Origin of the sequence: Sulfurospirillum sp. 1612, from assembly GCF_036556685.1 — a bacterium.
Lineage (GTDB): Bacteria > Campylobacterota > Campylobacteria > Campylobacterales > Sulfurospirillaceae > JAADIZ01.
Genome location: NZ_CP140614.1, coordinates 380,543 through 399,521, shown reverse-complemented (window position 1 = coordinate 399,521; position 18,979 = coordinate 380,543). Strand labels below are relative to the sequence as shown.

General features: G+C 37.9%; 18 protein-coding genes. 2 read left to right on the top strand and 16 right to left on the bottom strand.

From position 1 onward, the window contains the following. Positions 1-3 precede the first annotated feature (3 nt). The 11 genes from SFB89_RS02030 to SFB89_RS01980 all read right to left on the bottom strand — a co-directional run bounded on the left by SFB89_RS02030 (position 4) and on the right by SFB89_RS01980 (position 9,589). Complete coding sequence (locus SFB89_RS02030) at positions 4-1,374, bottom strand: hydrogenase large subunit (RefSeq protein ID WP_331775286.1); 1,371 nt, start codon at positions 1,372-1,374, stop codon at positions 4-6. Next, positions 1,371-2,786, bottom strand: coding sequence for a proton-conducting transporter transmembrane domain-containing protein (locus SFB89_RS02025; protein ID WP_331775285.1), 1,416 nt, complete (start codon positions 2,784-2,786; stop codon positions 1,371-1,373). Before SFB89_RS02025 ends, SFB89_RS02030 begins: the two co-directional genes overlap by 4 nt. After that, complete coding sequence (locus tag SFB89_RS02020) at positions 2,783-3,370, bottom strand: hydrogenase (protein ID WP_331775284.1); 588 nt, start codon at positions 3,368-3,370, stop codon at positions 2,783-2,785. Before SFB89_RS02020 ends, SFB89_RS02025 begins: the two co-directional genes overlap by 4 nt. 3 nt (positions 3,371-3,373) lie before the next feature. Further along, on the bottom strand, positions 3,374-4,294 hold the full coding sequence (locus SFB89_RS02015; RefSeq protein ID WP_331775283.1) for a respiratory chain complex I subunit 1 family protein: 921 nt from the start codon (positions 4,292-4,294) through the stop codon (positions 3,374-3,376). Continuing rightward, a complete protein-coding gene (locus tag SFB89_RS02010; protein ID WP_331775282.1) occupies positions 4,291-6,171 on the bottom strand; it encodes a proton-conducting transporter transmembrane domain-containing protein in 1,881 nt (626 codons plus the stop codon). The genes SFB89_RS02015 and SFB89_RS02010 overlap by 4 nt, the downstream gene beginning before the upstream one ends. A gap of 67 nt (positions 6,172-6,238) precedes the next feature. Continuing rightward, complete coding sequence (locus SFB89_RS02005; RefSeq protein ID WP_331775281.1) at positions 6,239-7,231, bottom strand: beta-ketoacyl-ACP synthase III; 993 nt, start codon at positions 7,229-7,231, stop codon at positions 6,239-6,241. Between the two features lie 10 nt (positions 7,232-7,241). Continuing rightward, positions 7,242-8,225 carry a phosphate acyltransferase PlsX gene (gene plsX, locus SFB89_RS02000; protein ID WP_331775280.1) on the bottom strand — a complete coding sequence of 328 codons (984 nt, stop codon included), beginning with the start codon at positions 8,223-8,225 and terminating at the stop codon, positions 7,242-7,244. Then, positions 8,226-8,378 (bottom strand): 50S ribosomal protein L32, encoded by a 153-nt coding sequence (gene rpmF, locus SFB89_RS01995; protein WP_331775279.1) that lies wholly within the window; start codon positions 8,376-8,378, stop codon positions 8,226-8,228. Positions 8,379-8,394: 16 nt separating this feature from the next. Then, positions 8,395-8,742 carry a DNA-binding protein gene (locus SFB89_RS01990; RefSeq protein WP_331775278.1) on the bottom strand — a complete coding sequence of 116 codons (348 nt, stop codon included), beginning with the start codon at positions 8,740-8,742 and terminating at the stop codon, positions 8,395-8,397. A gap of 3 nt (positions 8,743-8,745) precedes the next feature. Beyond that, on the bottom strand, positions 8,746-9,159 hold the full coding sequence (gene ndk, locus SFB89_RS01985) for a nucleoside-diphosphate kinase (RefSeq protein ID WP_331776039.1): 414 nt from the start codon (positions 9,157-9,159) through the stop codon (positions 8,746-8,748). 145 nt (positions 9,160-9,304) lie between these two features. After that, on the bottom strand, positions 9,305-9,589 hold the full coding sequence (locus SFB89_RS01980; RefSeq protein ID WP_331775277.1) for a DUF362 domain-containing protein: 285 nt from the start codon (positions 9,587-9,589) through the stop codon (positions 9,305-9,307). Positions 9,590-9,785: 196 nt separating this feature from the next. Between SFB89_RS01980 and SFB89_RS01975 the strand changes: the two genes are divergently transcribed. Continuing rightward, positions 9,786-11,771: a methyl-accepting chemotaxis protein gene (locus tag SFB89_RS01975; protein ID WP_331775276.1), complete on the top strand. Its 1,986-nt coding sequence runs from the start codon at positions 9,786-9,788 to the stop codon at positions 11,769-11,771. Between the two features lie 87 nt (positions 11,772-11,858). After that, positions 11,859-12,455, top strand: coding sequence for a peroxiredoxin (locus tag SFB89_RS01970; protein WP_331775275.1), 597 nt, complete (start codon positions 11,859-11,861; stop codon positions 12,453-12,455). 38 nt (positions 12,456-12,493) lie between these two features. On the opposite strand, the gene dxs is transcribed toward SFB89_RS01970, so the two are convergent. Genes dxs through hisC form a run of 5 tightly spaced genes read right to left on the bottom strand, consistent with a single transcriptional unit; the run spans position 12,494 to position 18,979 of the window. Next, a complete protein-coding gene (gene dxs / locus SFB89_RS01965; protein WP_331776038.1) occupies positions 12,494-14,326 on the bottom strand; it encodes a 1-deoxy-D-xylulose-5-phosphate synthase in 1,833 nt (610 codons plus the stop codon). 19 nt (positions 14,327-14,345) lie between these two features. Beyond that, on the bottom strand, positions 14,346-15,116 hold the full coding sequence (gene fliH, locus SFB89_RS01960) for a flagellar assembly protein FliH (RefSeq protein WP_331775274.1): 771 nt from the start codon (positions 15,114-15,116) through the stop codon (positions 14,346-14,348). A 3-nt stretch (positions 15,117-15,119) separates the two neighbouring features. Continuing rightward, a complete protein-coding gene (fliG, locus tag SFB89_RS01955) occupies positions 15,120-16,148 on the bottom strand; it encodes a flagellar motor switch protein FliG (RefSeq protein WP_331776037.1) in 1,029 nt (342 codons plus the stop codon). After that, on the bottom strand, positions 16,145-17,863 hold the full coding sequence (gene fliF, locus SFB89_RS01950) for a flagellar basal-body MS-ring/collar protein FliF (protein ID WP_331775273.1): 1,719 nt from the start codon (positions 17,861-17,863) through the stop codon (positions 16,145-16,147). Before fliF ends, fliG begins: the two co-directional genes overlap by 4 nt. Beyond that, positions 17,864-18,979, bottom strand: a complete 1,116-nt coding sequence (gene hisC / locus SFB89_RS01945; protein ID WP_331775272.1) for a histidinol-phosphate transaminase — start codon at positions 18,977-18,979, stop codon at positions 17,864-17,866. It abuts the gene before it with no gap.

The window sequence follows — 18,979 nt, the reverse complement described above, 5'->3', positions numbered from 1 at the left end:
ATCTTACAGATCATTCCCTGCATAACTTAAATCACAGCTTTTATTGATAAGTGGAAAATCGGCGATAATATCACGGCTCATGAGAAGATAAAGCGCTTGCCAATTGATGAAACTCGGGTCTCGACTGTAAAATCGATCTATTTTCCCCTCTTTTAGCTTCACATACATAAATAACTCACCCAATGAACTTTCTGCAAAACTCATAAATTCACCCGTTGCAAAGGCTGTGGGTTTTGAGAGATGAGTGGGGTGATGGTCGATTAGATTTTTGATGATACCGATGGATTGGCGCACCTCTTTAATCCGAAGCAAAAACCGTGCACCAACATCTCCACTTGATTGTGTTTGCATGATAAAACCAGCATCTTTATAAATCGGCTCTGTGACTCTGTGATCAATCGCTAGGCCACTGGCTCGGGCTAACACCCCCACGGTTGAATATTTAATCGCTTTAGAGAGGGTGAGTATCCCTGTTGTATCAAAACGATCCCAAAGAGAGGGCACATCTACAATCCAATCTTCTAGCCATTTTATATCTCGATCCAAATCACTCAAAAATTTTCTCAATTTTTCATAATCATAAGCGGGGGCTTCAAATCCAATCGCACCAAAACCAAATCGATGTCCGCTGATGGCTTGCAACATGCGTCTACTCTCTTCTGAGAGTTTCGAGCAAATAGCAAGACCGGCACCAAAACCCGCATCATTGCCAATAAATCCAATATCATTCAAATGATGTATCAAACGCTCCATTTCCAACAATAAAGCATGATATTTTTGAAGTTTTAGAGGATACTCCATCCCGCTGGCTTGTAAGAGGATTTTAAACCAAGCAATTTGGTACGCAATGCTTTCATTGCCACTAATACGCTCAATAATAGCCTTAGCCTCAAAAAGCGTTTTGCCCTCGAGCATTTTTTCAATCGCTCTGTATTTATAAAAATGTCGCACCTCTAAATGCAACATATGCTCCCCTGCTTGTGAAAATTGAAAATGTCCCGGCTCGATGATACCTGCATGAATGGGCCCAACTGCAATTTGAAAGACCCCATCTCCATGAATACTCTCATATTTGTAAGGGACAAAATCACAAAATTCTATCGTGCTGTCTTTGAAATCTTTGCGCATTGGAGCGAGATTTGGAAACCGCTCATGATGCACAAGAGGTCGGTTGTCAAAAGTATTGTGAATGGCAATGCCAAAGTCATCTTTAATCTTCCTCTCAAACCATATCGCAGCAGGGTATTCTGAGGCAATACTGTCTAAGACAGGATGCTCTTTTTCCAATTTGACACGCGTGATAGAAGTATCAAAGAGGGTGATGATTTCAAAATGATCATGATGTTCTACACAAAATCTAGCAATCAATCTCATGATATGGCTCCAATAAACGCAAAACTCATCGGAGTGATGAGCACGACCAATGCAATAGCAAATAATAATAATGCATAAACTTCTGGAGTATACACTCTCTTTTCAACAACCTCGCCTTCATATTTCATGGATTGATAAATCTCTACAAACTTATAAAAAATAATCAACAAGAGAAATAACAATAAGATGATTGAACCTATCATGAGAAATAGATGGTGACTCTCTTTGGCGATTTTAATCATCGAAGAGAATCCGAAAAGCTCAGAGAAAAACATCGGACTGGGGGGCAGAGAAATAATGGCTAATAAAAATAGACTCGTGAGAAAATAAAAGAGTTTGCCTTTGATACCACGATATCCCCTCAAAGCACCGGCTATCTTGTATTGACCTTGTGATTCTAAAACACCCGTCGATAAGAAAAGTGCGGGCTTCAAAAAGGCGTGCGCTCCAAAATGAAGCAAGGCTGCAAAAATACCCCCACTCACCCAAAATATCGTAATCAATGCCATATGCTCAATGCCCGAGAGACTAAACAATCGGATGAAATCTTTCGCACGAAAAATCAAAAAAGAGACGATGAAAATCGTCAAAAGTGCATACACAAAGACAAAAACAAAAACATGTGAGAAATTGACGATTTTGGCAATATGACTAAATCTAAAAAATCCCAATATCACAGCACTCTCCAATATCCCACTAAAAAGCGCAGCGATAGGATAAAACGAAGAGCGTTCAATATTGGCAAGCCATAAATTCATCGGAAAAAATCCCATCTTAATAAACATACCCAAGCTCACAATAGCAAAACCAGTTTCAAATAAAAAGATAGAAGAGATGTTTTTGGCATTTTGGAGCAATTTGGTGAAATTCATCGCCTCTTCTCCCAATATCGGTTTCGCACTAGAATAAATCAAAATAATTCCAAATAAAATCAACGAAATCGCAATGGCTCCGACGATCATGTAATTCCATGATTCTCTTCTTGCAAATGAGGTTTGGTTGGTTTTAATCATATAAACCGTACTCAATGTCGCGGTCTCTAGACCAATCCAATAAAGCCCCATGTTATTGGACATTATCGAGACAATTAATCCCATCCAAAAGAGTGCAAAAAATCGATAAAATCGTGCATACGCCTTCAAGCTAATGCTGACATGTTTATCCAATGTTGCCATCGCTAGTGTCACTCCAATAGCAACAATAGAAGAGACCAAGAAAATATAGGTATTTAAATCATCAGCGACAAGATACGGTCCCAATATAGGATAAGGTCGGGGCAAGAAAAAAAGCCAAATGGCCGGTATAAGCACCAACAAAGAGACCACACTCAGCACTGTCTTTTGTTTTGTAATATTCAAAAAAGAGACAATAAAAATAACCACAGAGGGCAACAAAAGAAATGCTAATATCATGTATGCTCCGTTTTAAACAATAGATTGATAATCACAATGGCCATCATGAGATCTACAAAAATACCCAGTTCAATCATCATAGGCATCCCTTCCGTTGCCGTTGTCCCTAGCAAAAATAGTGAATTTTCAATCGTCAAAAATCCAATAATTTGTGGTGCGATATCTTTGTGTTCAATAATCAACAACAAAGACAAAAAGAGTGCGGAAATACTAATGGCAACATAGTTTGTATTGCTCGTAGCCATACTAAGGATTGGATTGGCGAGATAAAAAGTAAAGACCAAAATCGCCGGAATTAGTATGATAAAATAGTAGACTTTGATGCTCGGTTCTAACTGTCTTGGCAGGTTGAATCTTTGGCTAATTTGTTTTAAGATATACGGTATTGCAATCGCTTTTAAAACCAGTGTCAAAGCACCGCTGGTAATCATCGTATGATCATGAAGATTCATACCCATAAAAATAGCCAAAAGTGCCAAAGTCAGCGAATTGAGTGAATACCACAAAATCAATCGATACAAACGGGTTGTAAAAAAAGCAGTGATGAGTGTCGCCAAGAAAAGCCCAATCAGTAAATTTTCCATCTATCACGCTCCCAAGACATAAAAGGTAATAAGAGATAAAAATGCAAAAACAATCGCCACGCCCAAAAGATTGGGTATTTTAAAAAGTCTCAATTTTGCAGTATTTACCTCTAAAACAGCCACAACACCCGCAACCAAAAAGAGTTTGACAAGAAACACGATAATAGCCAAATAGACAGGAAGTCCCACGCCAAATGGTAGAAAAAGCGAGACAAACAAAGAGCCAAAAATCATAAATTTAATAGCAGATGCAATTTCGATGAGGGCGAGATGAAACCCAGAAATATCCAAAACCATCGCTTCATGAATCATCGTAAGCTCCAGATGCGTTTCAGGATTATCAACCGGAATCCTACCGTTTTCAGCAATCAATAAAATAAAAAAGCTAATACTAGCAAAGAGGAAACTCGCAATATGATCTTGAGGAAAATGTTCTGCTAAATTGATTCCCGCTTGAGCGACGCCCAAATCTTTGGCCATCACCGAAACACTAAAAATCGTCAAAATCATCGCAGGTTCAACCAGTGCTGAAATAAACGCTTCACGACTCGAACCAATCCCGCCAAATCCACTCGCACTGTCTAATCCCAACAGCATCAAAAAGAATGTCGACAAAGAAATCAACCCCGTAATCGTAAAAGCATCAATAAAGCTCACATAATACTCACCTTTTGAAAGCGGCGGCAAAAAGAATAGAACCAATAACAGTGGAGAGAGCACTAAAAAAGGTGCGATTTTAGTGATGACACTCGCTTCATAACTCACCATAGTTTCTTTGACAAATAACTTGGATAAATTTCGGTACCCTTGAAAGATGGAAATGGGTTTTTTATACAGTAGAAACATCTTCACTAATTTAATAAAACTCAACAACATTGGTGAGAGCAACATCATCAAAAGGATAGAAAAAATATACAAACTCATCGTTTCACTCCAATAATCAAAACACGAATCGAGATGATCATGACCACGGATTCGAGGGCAAAAGTAGCCCAACTAAAATCGTGTGTAAAAATACGGTAACTAAAGAGCACCGTTAGCATCATGTTAAAAATCATCGCAGCATATTTTGTCTGTTCAAAGTGTGCAAAACGGTACACATAATAACTGATGCGATTGGTAAATTTCACCATATTGTCATATAAAGAATGTTCAAATAATGGTTTCACATGCACTTGATAATGCGCTTCAACAAACTTGGTTTGATGCCCTGATATGACCTCTTTTTCAATCTGTTCTTTAGGCTTATAAAGCCATGCAAAAAAGATGCGAATGGGTCCGGCAAACCCCGTGGCTGAGTATTGCGTCACCGCATTGGTGTTATAGCCACAAGCCCAGGTATGACATCGGCGCTCTTTTATTTTAAGGACTTTATAAACAAGCAATAATGCCACAGTAATCACAATCAAACCGACCAGCAAGATGAGTGGCGATACCACGCCTTTATTATCAGATAGCGCATGCAAACTCCAGATATTTGGGAAAACAGTATGATAGATACTCACATGTGAGAGTTGCATCATCGTTTGGTCAAATAGATAGATAAATGCCGGTGTAAAAAGCATCAAAGAGACCACAACAAGCGCCATCAAAATCATACCCGTACGCATCATGATATTCACTTCTAGCGCATGTTTGGCATTGGTACTTCGGTGAAGTCCTAGAAAACTAATGCCAAAAACTTTCACAAAACACGCAATCGCCAAACCTCCGGTCAAAGAGAGTGCAAACACAGAAAAAGGTATCGCCAGTCGCAAGGAAATATCCGAAATCGTTGAAGACCCAAGAAGCGATTGGAAAATCATCCATTCACTCAAAAATCCATTGGTAGGTGGCAGTGCCGAGATAGAGATGGATGCTAGCAAAAAGGTAAAAGCCGTAATAGGCATGGATTTAATCAAGCCACCATAATGTTCAATATTATGCGTATTGCTCTGCTGAATCACACTGCCAGCAGATAGAAATAGCAACGATTTAAAACTCATATGATTAAATACATGAAACAACGCGGCGATGAAAGCAAACGCACTCATGGTTTTTAGTCCCAACGTCATGAAAATCATCCCCATACCAAAACCAATCAAAATAATGCCGATATTTTCAATCGAGTGATTGGCAAGAAGCGCTTTGATATCGTGTTCACTGAGGGCATACAAAACACCAACTAAACTCGATATTGCCCCCAATACTAATATTAAAACACCCCATTCAAGTTGCCACATATTCAAAACATCAAACAAGAATCGAAACATCCCATAAATCGCTATTTTAATCATCACCCCACTCATCAAAGCAGATACCGGAGAGGGTGCAGCTGGGTGAGCATAGGGAAGCCATACGTGCATCGGAACCACGCCCGCTTTGCTCAAAAATCCCAAAATCAAAAAGAAAAAAAGCAAGGTAGGATACGCAAAAGTCGAGACAATCTCTTTCATCGCAGAAAAATCTAATTCCAGCTGACCGTTGGTCGCAATCAAAAAGAATAATAATAAAAAAGTAAAACCAAAGTGCGTCATAAAAAAGTAAAATCTGGCTGCTTTAATCGTAGTATTGTTGCGAGCATCTGTCAAAATCAACTGCCAGGATGTGAGGCTCATGATCTCCCAGAAAAAGAGAAACATTAAGCCATTGGAAGCAAATACCACTCCATACATGGAGGCAATAAATGCAAAATAGTGAATAAAAAAATGCGCTTTACGTTTGATATGTGATTGATAACCAAAGGTATAAAATAGATTTGGAATCACTGCTAGTGTTAATAGCAGTACAAATGTAACCGTAAGCGAATCAAATAAAATCATGTTGAGCCTCTAAGTTATAAGATTCTTTGGTTGTTTTTAGTTTAGTTGTTGTATCAGACCTTGTCGTTTATTTTCCGCCAAATCTCACCAGAGCACTAGCCCAAGTGAAACCCCCTCCAAAAGTATCTAAAAGCATTAAATCGCCGTGTTTTAATCTGCCTTCTTCATAGGCATCATTGATAGCCATCGGGATGGAGGCTGCTGATGTGTTGCCATATTTGCCTACGGTAAATACGGTTTTTTCTTTAGGGAAATTCAGCTTTGCTCGTACGGCTTCTATAATTCGTAAATTGGCTTGGTGAGGAATAAAAATATCAATATCGCTAGATTGAATCTGATTATTTTCTAAAATATCGACGACATCTTGCGTCAGAGTTTTTACGGCAACTTTAAAGACTTCATTGCCTGACATTTTAATATATTGGAGTTTATTATCTACCATATCATGAGAGCAGGGATTTTTGGTGCCACAGCCTGGAGTAATCAGTAAATCGGCATAAGTGCCATCGGCTGAGGCATGGATATCTAAGATTGCTTCGTTTTTATCTTCTGTAGCACTAATGATAGCAGCACCAGCACCATCCCCAAAGAGGATACACGTACCGCGATCAGTATAATCTACAAGGGTACTAATTTTTTCAGCTCCTATAAGGAGTATATTTTTTTTGGTTCCAGATTCAATGAAGGATTTAGCAATTTGCAAAATATAAACAAAACCACTGCATGCAGCACTGACATCAAATGCCATGACATTGGAGATTCCGATTTTTTCGCAAATAACACATGCCGTTGAAGGCATGCAGAGATAATCAGGTGATAACGTCGCACAAATCACCATATCAATCTCACTCTTATCAATATCTGCCCGTTCTATGGCTTTCTTCGCCGCCAATGCTCCTAAATCGCTCGTGGTTTGATCTTCTGCTGCGATTCTTCTCTCTGCAATTCCTGTACGCTTTTGAATCCACTCATCACTGGTATCGATAATCTTTTCAAAGTCATGATTGGTCATGATTTTCTCAGGTACATAAGATCCGATAGATTTTAAAGAGGCGTACATCATTGTCCTTTTATGCTTTTTTTAATTTATTTTCAATATCATCATTGATATCTGAATTTGAAAAACTAATGGCCTGAAATATTGCATTTTTGATTGCTTTGGCATTACTTTTTCCATGCGCTACTATAGCACATCTTTTGATTCCAATCAAAGGAGCGCCACCATATTCTGCATAATCCACTTGTTTTTTAAGGACTTTAAATACTTTTCTCATCAGCATTGAGCCCGCTATGGCTATGGGAGATTTTATAATATTTTTCTTGATTATTTTCGTAATAGACTCAGCAACACCTTCGCTGGTTTTGAGCAATATGTTTCCGACAAATCCATCACACACGATGACATCAGTCGAACCGTCGAAGATATTATTTCCCTCAACATAACCGACAAAATTTTTATTTTCAATCAGTGATTTATAGACCTCTTTTGTAATCTCATTGCCCTTGCTTTTTTCTTCACCATTAGACAACAATCCAACACTCGGATTTTCAATTTTTAATACATCTTTGACATAGGCTTCGCCCATGATTGCAAATTGTACCAGATGTTCTGCTTTGCAATCCACATTAGCACCAACATCGAGAACAAAACTGACTTTGTCAGTAGCCGTTGGCATAATCGTTGCAATTGCAGGTCTGAGCACTCCTTTTAATCTTCCGATTCTAAGGGTTGCCAAACTCATCGTGGCACCACTGTGTCCTGCAGAAACCACAGCATCCGCTTTGCCCTCGCGCACCAATTCTACTGCTTTATAGATTGAAGTTTCTTTTTTCTTCAGTGCATCGGTTGCATTATCATTCATACTCAAGGTATCATCAGCATTCTCAAACGAGACTCGATCAAGAAACTGAGGAGGAACGAGATGGGTTATCTCATCAACTTTTCCTACAAATATAGGATGGAACTCTTTTGTTTTTAAAGCACTAATAGCGCCTTCGATTACAGGGGCAGGACCTAAATCACCACCCATCACATCGATTGCAATCGTTAACATTTAATTTTTGTATTCGCCTGTTGTTTTATTGATTCTGTGTGGCATTTTCCATGTACCATCACTATCTTTTACTGGCATTGCCAATGTCACTTTATAATGTGTTCTTCTTTTTGCTGCTCTTGTTTTACTTACTCTTCTCTTAGGAACCGCCATTGTATTCTCCTTAAAATTATTTACATTTGTCGCAATATAGATAATCACTTTTATATGATTCTATTTCGCTTTGTAATATTGTATCGAAATCTATATGATCACCAAAAAATTCTATCAAGTCCAAGAGTTGATCACTCTCATGATACAAACCCTCATGGGCGTATATTTCTACGTTTTCTTTAATATGGACATCAAACATTTCACCGCAACGATCACAAGGATGTAAAAACGTCCCTTGTAATATACCGGTACATTTGACGAGATTATTCTGAACTTTTGAAGCGACTCCAGAAAATGTTATCGCCTCATGAGATGTTTCAAAATCGATCCCGGATGTGGGGATTTTTTTGAAATCAATCTTCATATTTTACAATATTTCTTTTTGAGCGAAAAAGAAAGCAATCTCTTTTTGGGCATTTTCTAAACTATCACTACCATGAACGGCATTGGCATCAATGCTTTGTGCAAAGTCTGCTCTAATAGTTCCTGCTTCGGCTTCTTTAGGATCTGTTGCTCCCATTAATGCTCTATTTGCTGCAACAGCATCTTTGCCTTCTAGTACCATTACCACAACCGGTCCGCTTGTCATAAATTCTACCAACTCACCAAAAAATGGTCGTTGTGCATGTACTTCATAGAATTTTCCTGCATCGGCGGCACTGAGTTGAATCTTTTTCATTGCTGCAATTCTGAGCCCATTTGATTCAAAACGGTCAACGATTTTTCCTATTACGTTTTTTGAAACTGCATCTGGTTTTATTATTGATAATGTTTTTTCCAAAATTCTCTCCATAACTGATTTAATCTGCTTTCACAGAAGTAGAAGGCGAATTATATCTAAAAAAGTTTTAATTAGAATTAAATTTGAGAGTTAAGAAGAAATAATAGAGAGATAGGTCGTCTTCAACCTATCTCTACTGTTTAGTTTACTCCACGCAAGGAGTGTCGCCAGTTCTCATATCTGGACCAATTTCGTCACGACTTGGTTGACCTTCATATGGAGCATCCCATACAATACAACCTTCTGTTGGACAGGCTGAGGCACAGGCTGGTTCATCATGATGACCTACACATTCAACACATTTATCAGCATAAACATAATAGATATCTTCTCCTGTTGGATTATCATCATCATCAACAATTGCTTCTACAGGACACTCATCAATACATGCTCCACATGCTATACATATATCCGTAATTTTAACCGCCATTTTATCTCCTTAAGTTTGGTTTGCTGAAACTATATCACAAGAAAATTAAAATAGAAATAAAATAGAATAGTTTAGTTAATAATCAGACTTGTTATTAAAAATCCTCTTAATATTATACCAATCTTAAGCATAAAAATTTTATCATAACCATTGACGATAAAAGAACTCAAATCACAAACTAAGGATGGAGCGTGCGATGATGAAATCAATCACTAAAAAAGTCTTACTTATGCAAATCACACTCGTGGTGTTGTTTATGACAATCTTGACGGTTTATCTCAACACTTATTTGCAAAATCATATTGATAATATGGAAAAGCAACATATCAATCAGGGACTGCATGATCTCAAAACAACGGTATCTGTTTATAGTGAGTCCTTGGACCAAAGTGCGATGAAATTATTCAACGTTTTTCAAGGAAGTTTTAAAATGGTCGCCTTAATCGACGATAAGTATGTCGATATCAACGGCATTAAGACTCCAATGCTCGCTGATGGAGGAGAAGTTTTAAATAAGTACTATGAAAGAGTCGATCATTTTACAAAAACCACAGGTGCCACTGCCACAATTTTTGCCTATGATAAAGCAAAGAATGATTTTGTGAGAATCAACACCTCCTTAAAAAAACAAGATGGCACTCGAGCGATGGGAACCTACCTTGGAAAAACATCCCCTGCCTATAAAAAAATCATGAAAAAGCAAGAGTATGTGGGGATGGCTCGACTGTTTGGAAAAGATTATATTACTGTCTATAAACCCTTATTGGATGATGATAAAAATCTGATTGGAATCTTGTATATTGGATATGATTTTAGCAATGGTTTGCAAGCATTAAAAACAAAGATAAATAAAATTAAAATCGGCAATCAAGGATATTATTACGCCTTAAATGCCTCCGATGGCCAATACGCTATCCATAAAAGTGTTGCCAATTCTACTAGTAACAACCATATCAATACACAAATACTCAAAAAGAAAAATGGCACTATTACAGTAGAAAAAGAGGGACAAACGCTCTATTATGAATTTTTTTATTTTAAAAAATGGAATTGGATTTTTGTCGGCAAAGCCAATATGCAAGATTTTAAAAGTTTTGGCGACAGCCTCTCTAATATCTTGATTTTTTCAACGATTGTATCCACCATTTTGTTGCTTCTTATTATGTGGTACGTCCTCAACAAGCTCATCTCAACGCCTCTTTCCAACCTCACCAAACGCGCTAAAGAGCTCTCAAGTGGTGATGGAGACTTGACGAAGAAACTAGAAGTCAAAGGCAAAGATGAGATAGCACAAGCGAGTGTTGAGATTAATCATTTCATTGAAAAAGTTCGTATTATCACAGATGAAGCCAAACATATCTCTCATGAGAATTCGTCAATTGCCAATGAACTCTCCTCCACCGCATTAGAAGTTGGGAAATTAGTAGAGAACTCCACACAAACCACTCATGTAGCTAATGATAAAACCAAAGAGATTAAAAGTAAACTAGAAGTCTCCGTTCAAGATGCCAAAGTAGCACGGAGTGAATTAGAACAAGTCAATCAAAATATGTTAGAAGCTAATAGTGCTATTTTAGCTTTAGCCAAGGATATTCAACAAAGTGCTGCGATGGAGGTAGAACTCTCCGCTAAGATTCAACAGCTCAGTCATGATGCGACACAGGTGAAAGATATCTTGACGGTCATTAGTGATATTGCTGATCAAACCAATCTCTTGGCATTAAATGCTGCGATTGAAGCGGCAAGGGCAGGTGAACATGGAAGAGGTTTTGCAGTGGTTGCTGATGAAGTGAGAAAATTAGCAGAACGTACCCAAAAATCACTCACTGAGATTAATGCGACGATTAATGTGATTGTCCAATCTATTGTCCAAAGCAGTGAAGAGATGAATACCAACTCCAAAAAAGTAGAAGCTCTAGCAACAAGAGCCACTGAAGTTGAGACTACTATCAATGATATGGCAAGTATTATCAATAAAGCCGCCACTCAAACATCTGATTCCATTGAACACAGTTATAATGAAACACAAAAAGATGTTGATGAAATCTTTAATCAAGTCTCTAAAATCAATGAAATCTCTACACACAATGCACGAAGTACCGAAGAGATTGCCAGTGCAGCAGAACATCTCAATACGATGACAGAGACATTAAATAATAAATTGAGTGAGTTTAGGACCTAAGATGTCTGAATAAGAAAAATTAATCTTAGAATAATGTTATAATGATATAATTTTGTTATTAAGAAAAATTACTATTGAGGAGATTATATGTTAGTTACAAATAAAGCACCAGAGTTTACTGCAGCAGCAGTTTTAGAAGATGGACAAATTGTTGAAGATTTCAAACTTTATGAAAATTTTGGACCAAAAGGTACGGTAGTATTCTTTTATCCTTTAGACTTTACTTTTGTATGTCCAAGTGAAATCATTGCATTCTCACACCGAATTGAAGAATTTAAAAACAGAGGTATCAATGTCATTGGTGTTTCAATCGACAGCCAATTTTCACATTTTGCATGGAGAGAAACTCCAGTAGAACAAGGAGGTATTGGCAAAATCAAATTCCCATTGGTAGCGGACCTTGACAAAAACATCTCAAAAGCTTTTGATGTTCTACTTGATGGCTCTGTCGCCCTAAGAGGTTCATTCTTACTTGATGCAGATGGTACCGTAAGACATGCTGTTATCAACGACCTGCCACTCGGTAGAAATATTGATGAAATGCTTAGAATGATCGATGCAATGCTATTTACCAATGAATTTGGTGAAGTTTGCCCTGCGGGATGGAACAAAGGTGATGAAGGAATGAAAGCCTCTACTGAAGGTGTTGCAGATTATTTAGCACAACACTCAAAAGAACTCTAATCCACTCGGAAGCTCTCTGGAGCTTCCCTCCCCTGCTATCAACTACAACGCGCTTCTATTTTATCTGCTATTTGTTTCGGTGTAATTTCTAATAACTCTTCTACCAAATTGGTGGCACCATGTGGAATAAATCGATCCTCAAATTCAAAACTATAAATGGCAACATCAAGGGCATGCTTTTCTTTGAGTAATCCTAAAATCGAGCCAATACCGCCTAATTGTGCACTATCGCTAAAGACACACCATTTTTGATACTGTTGTGAGAGTTCAATCAAATAAGTCTCATCAATTGGTTTTGCAAATCTTAAATCAAGCACACTCGTGTGAAATCCCTTTGTTTCTAAGATTTTAGATGTTTGTATGGCACGTCCTACACCATTACCATATCCTATCAATAAAATATCAGCATGCGGATTTTCGATGAGCATTTGCGCTTTTCCATAGACAAACGCTTCATCTTTGGTCGTATCCGTTGCGATAAAAGCACCCCGCGGATAACGAATGGCTAGCGGGCCTTGATGTTGGTACGCATAAGCAATCGCTTGATGCATACTCGATTCATCACGTGGGGCTAGCATGGTTATATTGGGGATAGCGGAGAGATAAGAGATATCAAAAGCACCTTGATGAGTTTCCCCATCTTCACCTACGATTCCTGCACGATCAAGTGCGAAAACAACATTGAGATTCATAATACAAGCATCATGAATCACTTGGTCATAAGCGCGTTGCAAAAATGTCGAATAAATCGTAATAAAAGGTTTAAATCCCTCCTTTGCCATCGCACACATCGATGTAACCGCATGTTGTTCAGCAATAGCAACATCCCAAAAACGATCTGGAAAAGCGGCGATAAGTTTATCAAGACCGGTGCCACTTGGCATCGCAGCGGTCACGCCCACAACATTATCATGTTCTTTTGCCAATGCCATCAGCGCTTCGCTGTACATTGTCGTCGCATTTTTTGCACTACTTTTTTTGAGTGATTTACCGCTTTCAATATCAAAAGGCCCCACCCCGTGCCAATTTTCAAAGCACCCCTCAGCCTTTTCATAACCTTTGCCTTTGAGTGTTTGGGTATGAACAATGACCGGACGTTTTAGCTCTTTTGCCATCGTAAATGCTTTGATGAGACTCTCTAAATTGTGTCCATCAATCGGACCGATGTAGTCGATTCCCAACTCTTCAAAAACAATACCGGGAGTAATTAATTTGAACCCTTCTTCAAATTTTTTGGCCATATACGTCGCACTCTCTGGTAAATATTCTAAAATTTGTTCGGTGGTCTTTTTTATTTTTTGATATACATTACCAGCCATGGCATGGGAGAGAAAGCTACTAATAGCGCCAATGGGCTTGGAAATACTCATTTTATTATCATTGAGAACAATCACCACAGGATATTTTCTAAAGCCCAGTTCATTTAAAGCCTCAAAAGCCATCCCGGCACTCATCGAACCATCACCAATCAGGGCGATGGGAATCCGTTCATTTTCTTCTTTTTTCAAAGCGATAGCTTTAGCCGCACCCAATGCAAGCGAAATGGAAGTAGAACTGTGACCGGCAATAAAATAATCGTGCGATGATTCATCGGGTCTGGTATAACCACTGATACCATGAAGTTGGCGTAGTGTGCTAAATTGCTCCCATCTTCCGGTAAGGAGTTTATGAGCATAAGATTGGTGACTCACATCGAAGATAAAGGGGTCTTTGGCCGAATCAAAAACATAGTGCATCGCTACAATAAGCTCAACAGCACCCACATTACTACTCAAGTGCCCCCCATTTTTGCTAACCACTTTAATAATTTGTTTTCTCAGTGAGACACAGGTATCTTTTAATTCTTGAATGTTTTTACTTTTAATATCAATATTCACAATATCTCTTTCCCTAACTATCTTTCAATAAATGTTTTACTTTTGCCAATCTCTCTGATATGGTCCCATCCAAATTGCCACTTTCGCTTAGCAAAATGACCCCACCTTTCGAAATCGCATCATCTGTTTCTACTGTTATTTTTTCATTCTCTTTATAGATGGCTTCCAATGCTTGGAAATTATCAGGATTGACTTTCAACGTCACATGGTTTGCTTTTTGTACTTCACTCATGAGATTTTTAGCAAGTGAGACTGCAATCTCAGAACTTGCTTGTGTCAGCTCTTTTTTGATAATTTCTTCTGCGATTTCAATAGCAGAATTAGCCAGCTCTTTTTCTGTCTTTTTATACCCTTTTTCTAATTCATTGAGTTTGTCATTTAATTTTTGATTAGAATGTTCAAACGTCTCTACAATCGTCTGATAAGAGGATTCTAAATCTGCTTTTGCTTTATCATATCCTTCTTGAAACGAGAGCGCTTTCTCTCGGGTCACTTCTTCTTTCAAACGTTGTTCAAAATCTGCTTCTTGTTTTTCGATTTGCATCTGAAATTTAATAATATTTGATGACAATTCATCGCTTCGCTTTAACAACTCTTCCACAAAACCACCCTCAACATTTTCTGCTGTCTTAGGTGCTGTAGATGTGGTATTATCAGGAGCAGGAGTCACGTCTTGGGGTTCAGAATTTTGTTCTTCATGATGGGGCATTGATCCTAAAACTTTAAAGCGATATCGTTGCACATCATGCTTTTCGATTTCATCTTGTATTATTATATTTTCCATATTTTACTCAATCATCTCTTCTGCTTCGCCAATCTGTACGACGCCTTGTTCTGCTAATTTTTGTACCTCTTCTACAATACGTCGTTGTGCTTCTTCAACATCTTTTACTCGCACGGCACCGAGGAAATTCATCTCTTCTATAAAAGCATCCTGCGCGCGTTGTGACATATTGTCCATAAATTGTTTTTTCAAATCTTCACTCGAACCTTTTAAGGCGACCATCAAATCTTTTTTGTCGACAACTTTGAGAATCTCACGAATTCCGTTATTATCAAGTTTCACAATATCTTCAAACGTAAACATCATCTCTTTGATAGTAGAGGCCAAGCTCTCGTCTGATTGCTCGATAAAAGATATCGTAGTTTTTGATGCTTTTTGCCCCAATCTGTTTAAAATCTCTGCCACGGCCCTTGGACCACCTACTTCGACTTTATACGAAGTTAAAGACTCTAATTTATTTTCTAAAACCGTCGAGACACGTTTCACGACTGAGGGAGAGATTTCACCTAAATTTGCCATTCTAATTGTCACTTCACTTCGCAACTCATCTGTGAAAAATGAGAGGGTTTCAGCAGCTCTTGTAGGATCCATATGAGCAAGAATCAAGGCAATCGTTTGGGGGTGTTCGTTAATAATAAAATCTGAGAGTTGCTGTGGTTTTATTTGTGATAAATATCCAAAATTTTGGGTACTTTCCATCGTTTTTGATAATTTTTCCAAGATTTTTTGTGCGGCTTCTGCTCCAAAAGTACGAAACAATATCTCTTTGGCATATTCCATACCACCACTTCGTATGTATTGATTCGATTGCAATAGCGCATAAAACTCTTCTAGCACAGCATTGGCGACTTGTTTGTCGATGTTTTTTACCGTAGCTATATATTTGGAAATCTCTGTGACGGTATCGATTTCCATATGCGAAAAAATGTTGGCCGTTGCATCTTCACCCAATTGAATCAGAAGAATCGCAACTTTCTCAGGCATTCCAAGTTCATTGTACTGGTTCTTTTGCTCTTCATTTAATTTCATTATATATCCTTGCCTTTTCCGCTCACATCAAATTCTGATGCATTTTTAATCAAATTTTGCAACAATCGTGATACTTCTTCGGTTTTCTGATCGCTGAGTGTTTTTAATTTTTCAAGCAACACATCGTATTTTAGGGCTTCTTCATTAAAATCACTACTTAGGCCCAATTGTTCTTCTACCTTTTGTCGGGCTTTTCTAAATTGTTCTAGCGTATCTTCTGCATTCTCTTCTTCATCAAGAACTTCGTCTCTTAGTTCATCAATCTCTTCAACTTGCTCTTCTAACATTTTTTTGGAGAATGGAACGATTACTTTTTTATAAAAGATTAATAATACTAAAATCACTAATGCATATTTTAAAAGTGGGAAAATTGGCATAATATAATAGCGCAACTCTTCCAAGAAAGTCTCAGTTGGCGCTTTAGCTTCATCTTTGGAGAGCGGTTTAAACTCTAAGTTACTCACCGTCACTTCATCGCCTCGTTTTTTGTCATAACCAATCGTTTGCTTGACAATAGCATCTACTGCGGCCATCTGTGCTTTTGTTAATGGAATATATTTTAAATCTTTTTTGTTAGGGTCCTTAGGGTCTGCAATATAGCGATAATCCCCATCTACCACAACAGCAGCGCTAATTTTATCGATAGTCGCAAATTCATTTTGCGTCTTGATTGTCTTTTTGGAAATTTCATAATTGGTCGTACTCGTACTTTTTTGATAGGTTTGAGTATTTTTTTGACTGCTAAGACCTTGAACCGGACCAATATTGCTCACCGCGCCTGGAACACCTCCGGCACTTTGTGGCGTTGAACCACTTTTTTTCTCCTCCACACTTTGTTCGCTTCGAGGTACGGAGTTGGGATCATACACTTCACTGATAGAATTTTCTTGTTTAAAGTCAAAATCTATCGTGACTTTTGCGACTACTTTATTGCTCCCTCCTGCGATTGGAGTGAGCATATCGATGATCTTTTTTTCTAATCTTGCTTCGTATTCATTTTTATATCGTATCTGATTTTTTACCCTATCAGAGGAGTATTCTCCCTCTTCTTCTCCCAAGGGAAGTCCATTTTGATCGACTATCTTAACATGGTCAGGTTTGAGATTTGATACAGAAGAAGATACAAGATTTTTGATTCCTGAAATTTGTTTATTCGAGAGTTTCAATCCCGGCTTGATATCTACCACAATCGATGCGGATGCGGGTTGTTTGTGTTCTGAAAAAACACTCTCTTTAGGTATGGCAATATGGACACTTGAATCATTGATAGGATTGAGCGCATTGATGGTCCTTGAGAGTTCTCCCTCTAAGGCTCTTAAGTATTTGATGCGTTGTTCAAAATCGGTCGATCCAAATTCCGCTTTATCAAATATTTCAAAACCCACTTTTGAGTTTTTCGGAAGACCCAGCGCTGAAATAGCAATACGTTCTTTATATACCACATTGGAAGGAACCGCGATGGTGCCCTCATTGATGACTTTATAAGGAATATTATCTTTTTCAAGTTGTTGGATAATCAAGGCAGAATCACTCGGCGTCGTATTATCAAACAAGACGCCATAGCCACTAATTGATCCAGAATTTGGACTCTTAAAAAATACCAAAAAAGCCAAGAAACCAACAACGACCACCACCGATGCAATCGATACGATTTTTTGTCTTAATGAAAGATTTTGGATGAGAGCCGTTATCTGATTCAAAAATGTTTTTAAATTCATTTAGCTTACCAAATTATCTAAATAAATATCTTTGAATTCCTTCATAAATCTAGCATTTTGCTCAGGGGTTCCAATCGTGACACGGATAGCATTCATACCATAAGCTCCAAGATTTCTGATTATTATACCCTTTTTCAAAAGTTTTTCGGAAATTTCACTCGAATTTTTACTATCATCAAACGATAAAGTGATAAAATTGGTAAAACTTTCTATAAAATCAAAGCCTAACTCTTGAGCAAAAGCCTCATATAATTTCATCTGTTCAAAATTTTCTTTTAATGAATTTTGGACAAATTTTTCATCATCCAATGCCACAATCGCAGCTTTCAGTGTCAAGGTTGTGATATTAAAAGGGGCTCTGAGTTTCAATAAAGGTTGAATAATCTCTTCTCTTGCGATACCATAACCGCATCGCATGCCACCCAAGCCATAGGCCTTGGAAAAAGTTCCAAGATATAAAACATTGGGATATTTTTCGATGACATCTTGTGGTTTTATTTCTTTGTTTTTATCTTTAAAGGCGCCATATTCTTGATATGCCCCATCAATAATCACCAATGTTTCAGAATCAATTTGATCCAAGAAGGCATAAACATCCTTGCGATCAAGGCACTCGCCTAATGGATTATTGGGTAGGCACAAAAAGATAACAGCAATATCATCATGAGCGTTATAAATCTCCAAAAATTCATCAAGATTATGTTGATCACTTTTTGTTTTTAAAATCGTCGTACCGGTCTGTCTTGCATAAATCTCATACATGGCAAATGTGGTATGCGCCATCAAAACTTTGTTGTTTTTATTAGCTTTTGCGTGCACTCCAAACGAGATAATTTGATCACTTCCCGCGCCTATGGCAATGTTCGTATCTTTGACATTAAAGCGTTTGGCTAATTTTTCTTTTAGCTCATACATACTATCATCCGGATAGAGATTCATCTTTGAGGCTTCACGACAAACGGCCTCTTGCACGAGCGGACTGCATCCTCTTGGATTTTCATTACTCGCAAGTTTTATGATATCTTTGGCATCAATTCCGTACTCTCGCACGACCAATTCAATCGGTTTTCCCGCTTCATATGTTTTGAGATTGTCTAATACTGCATTAAATTTCAT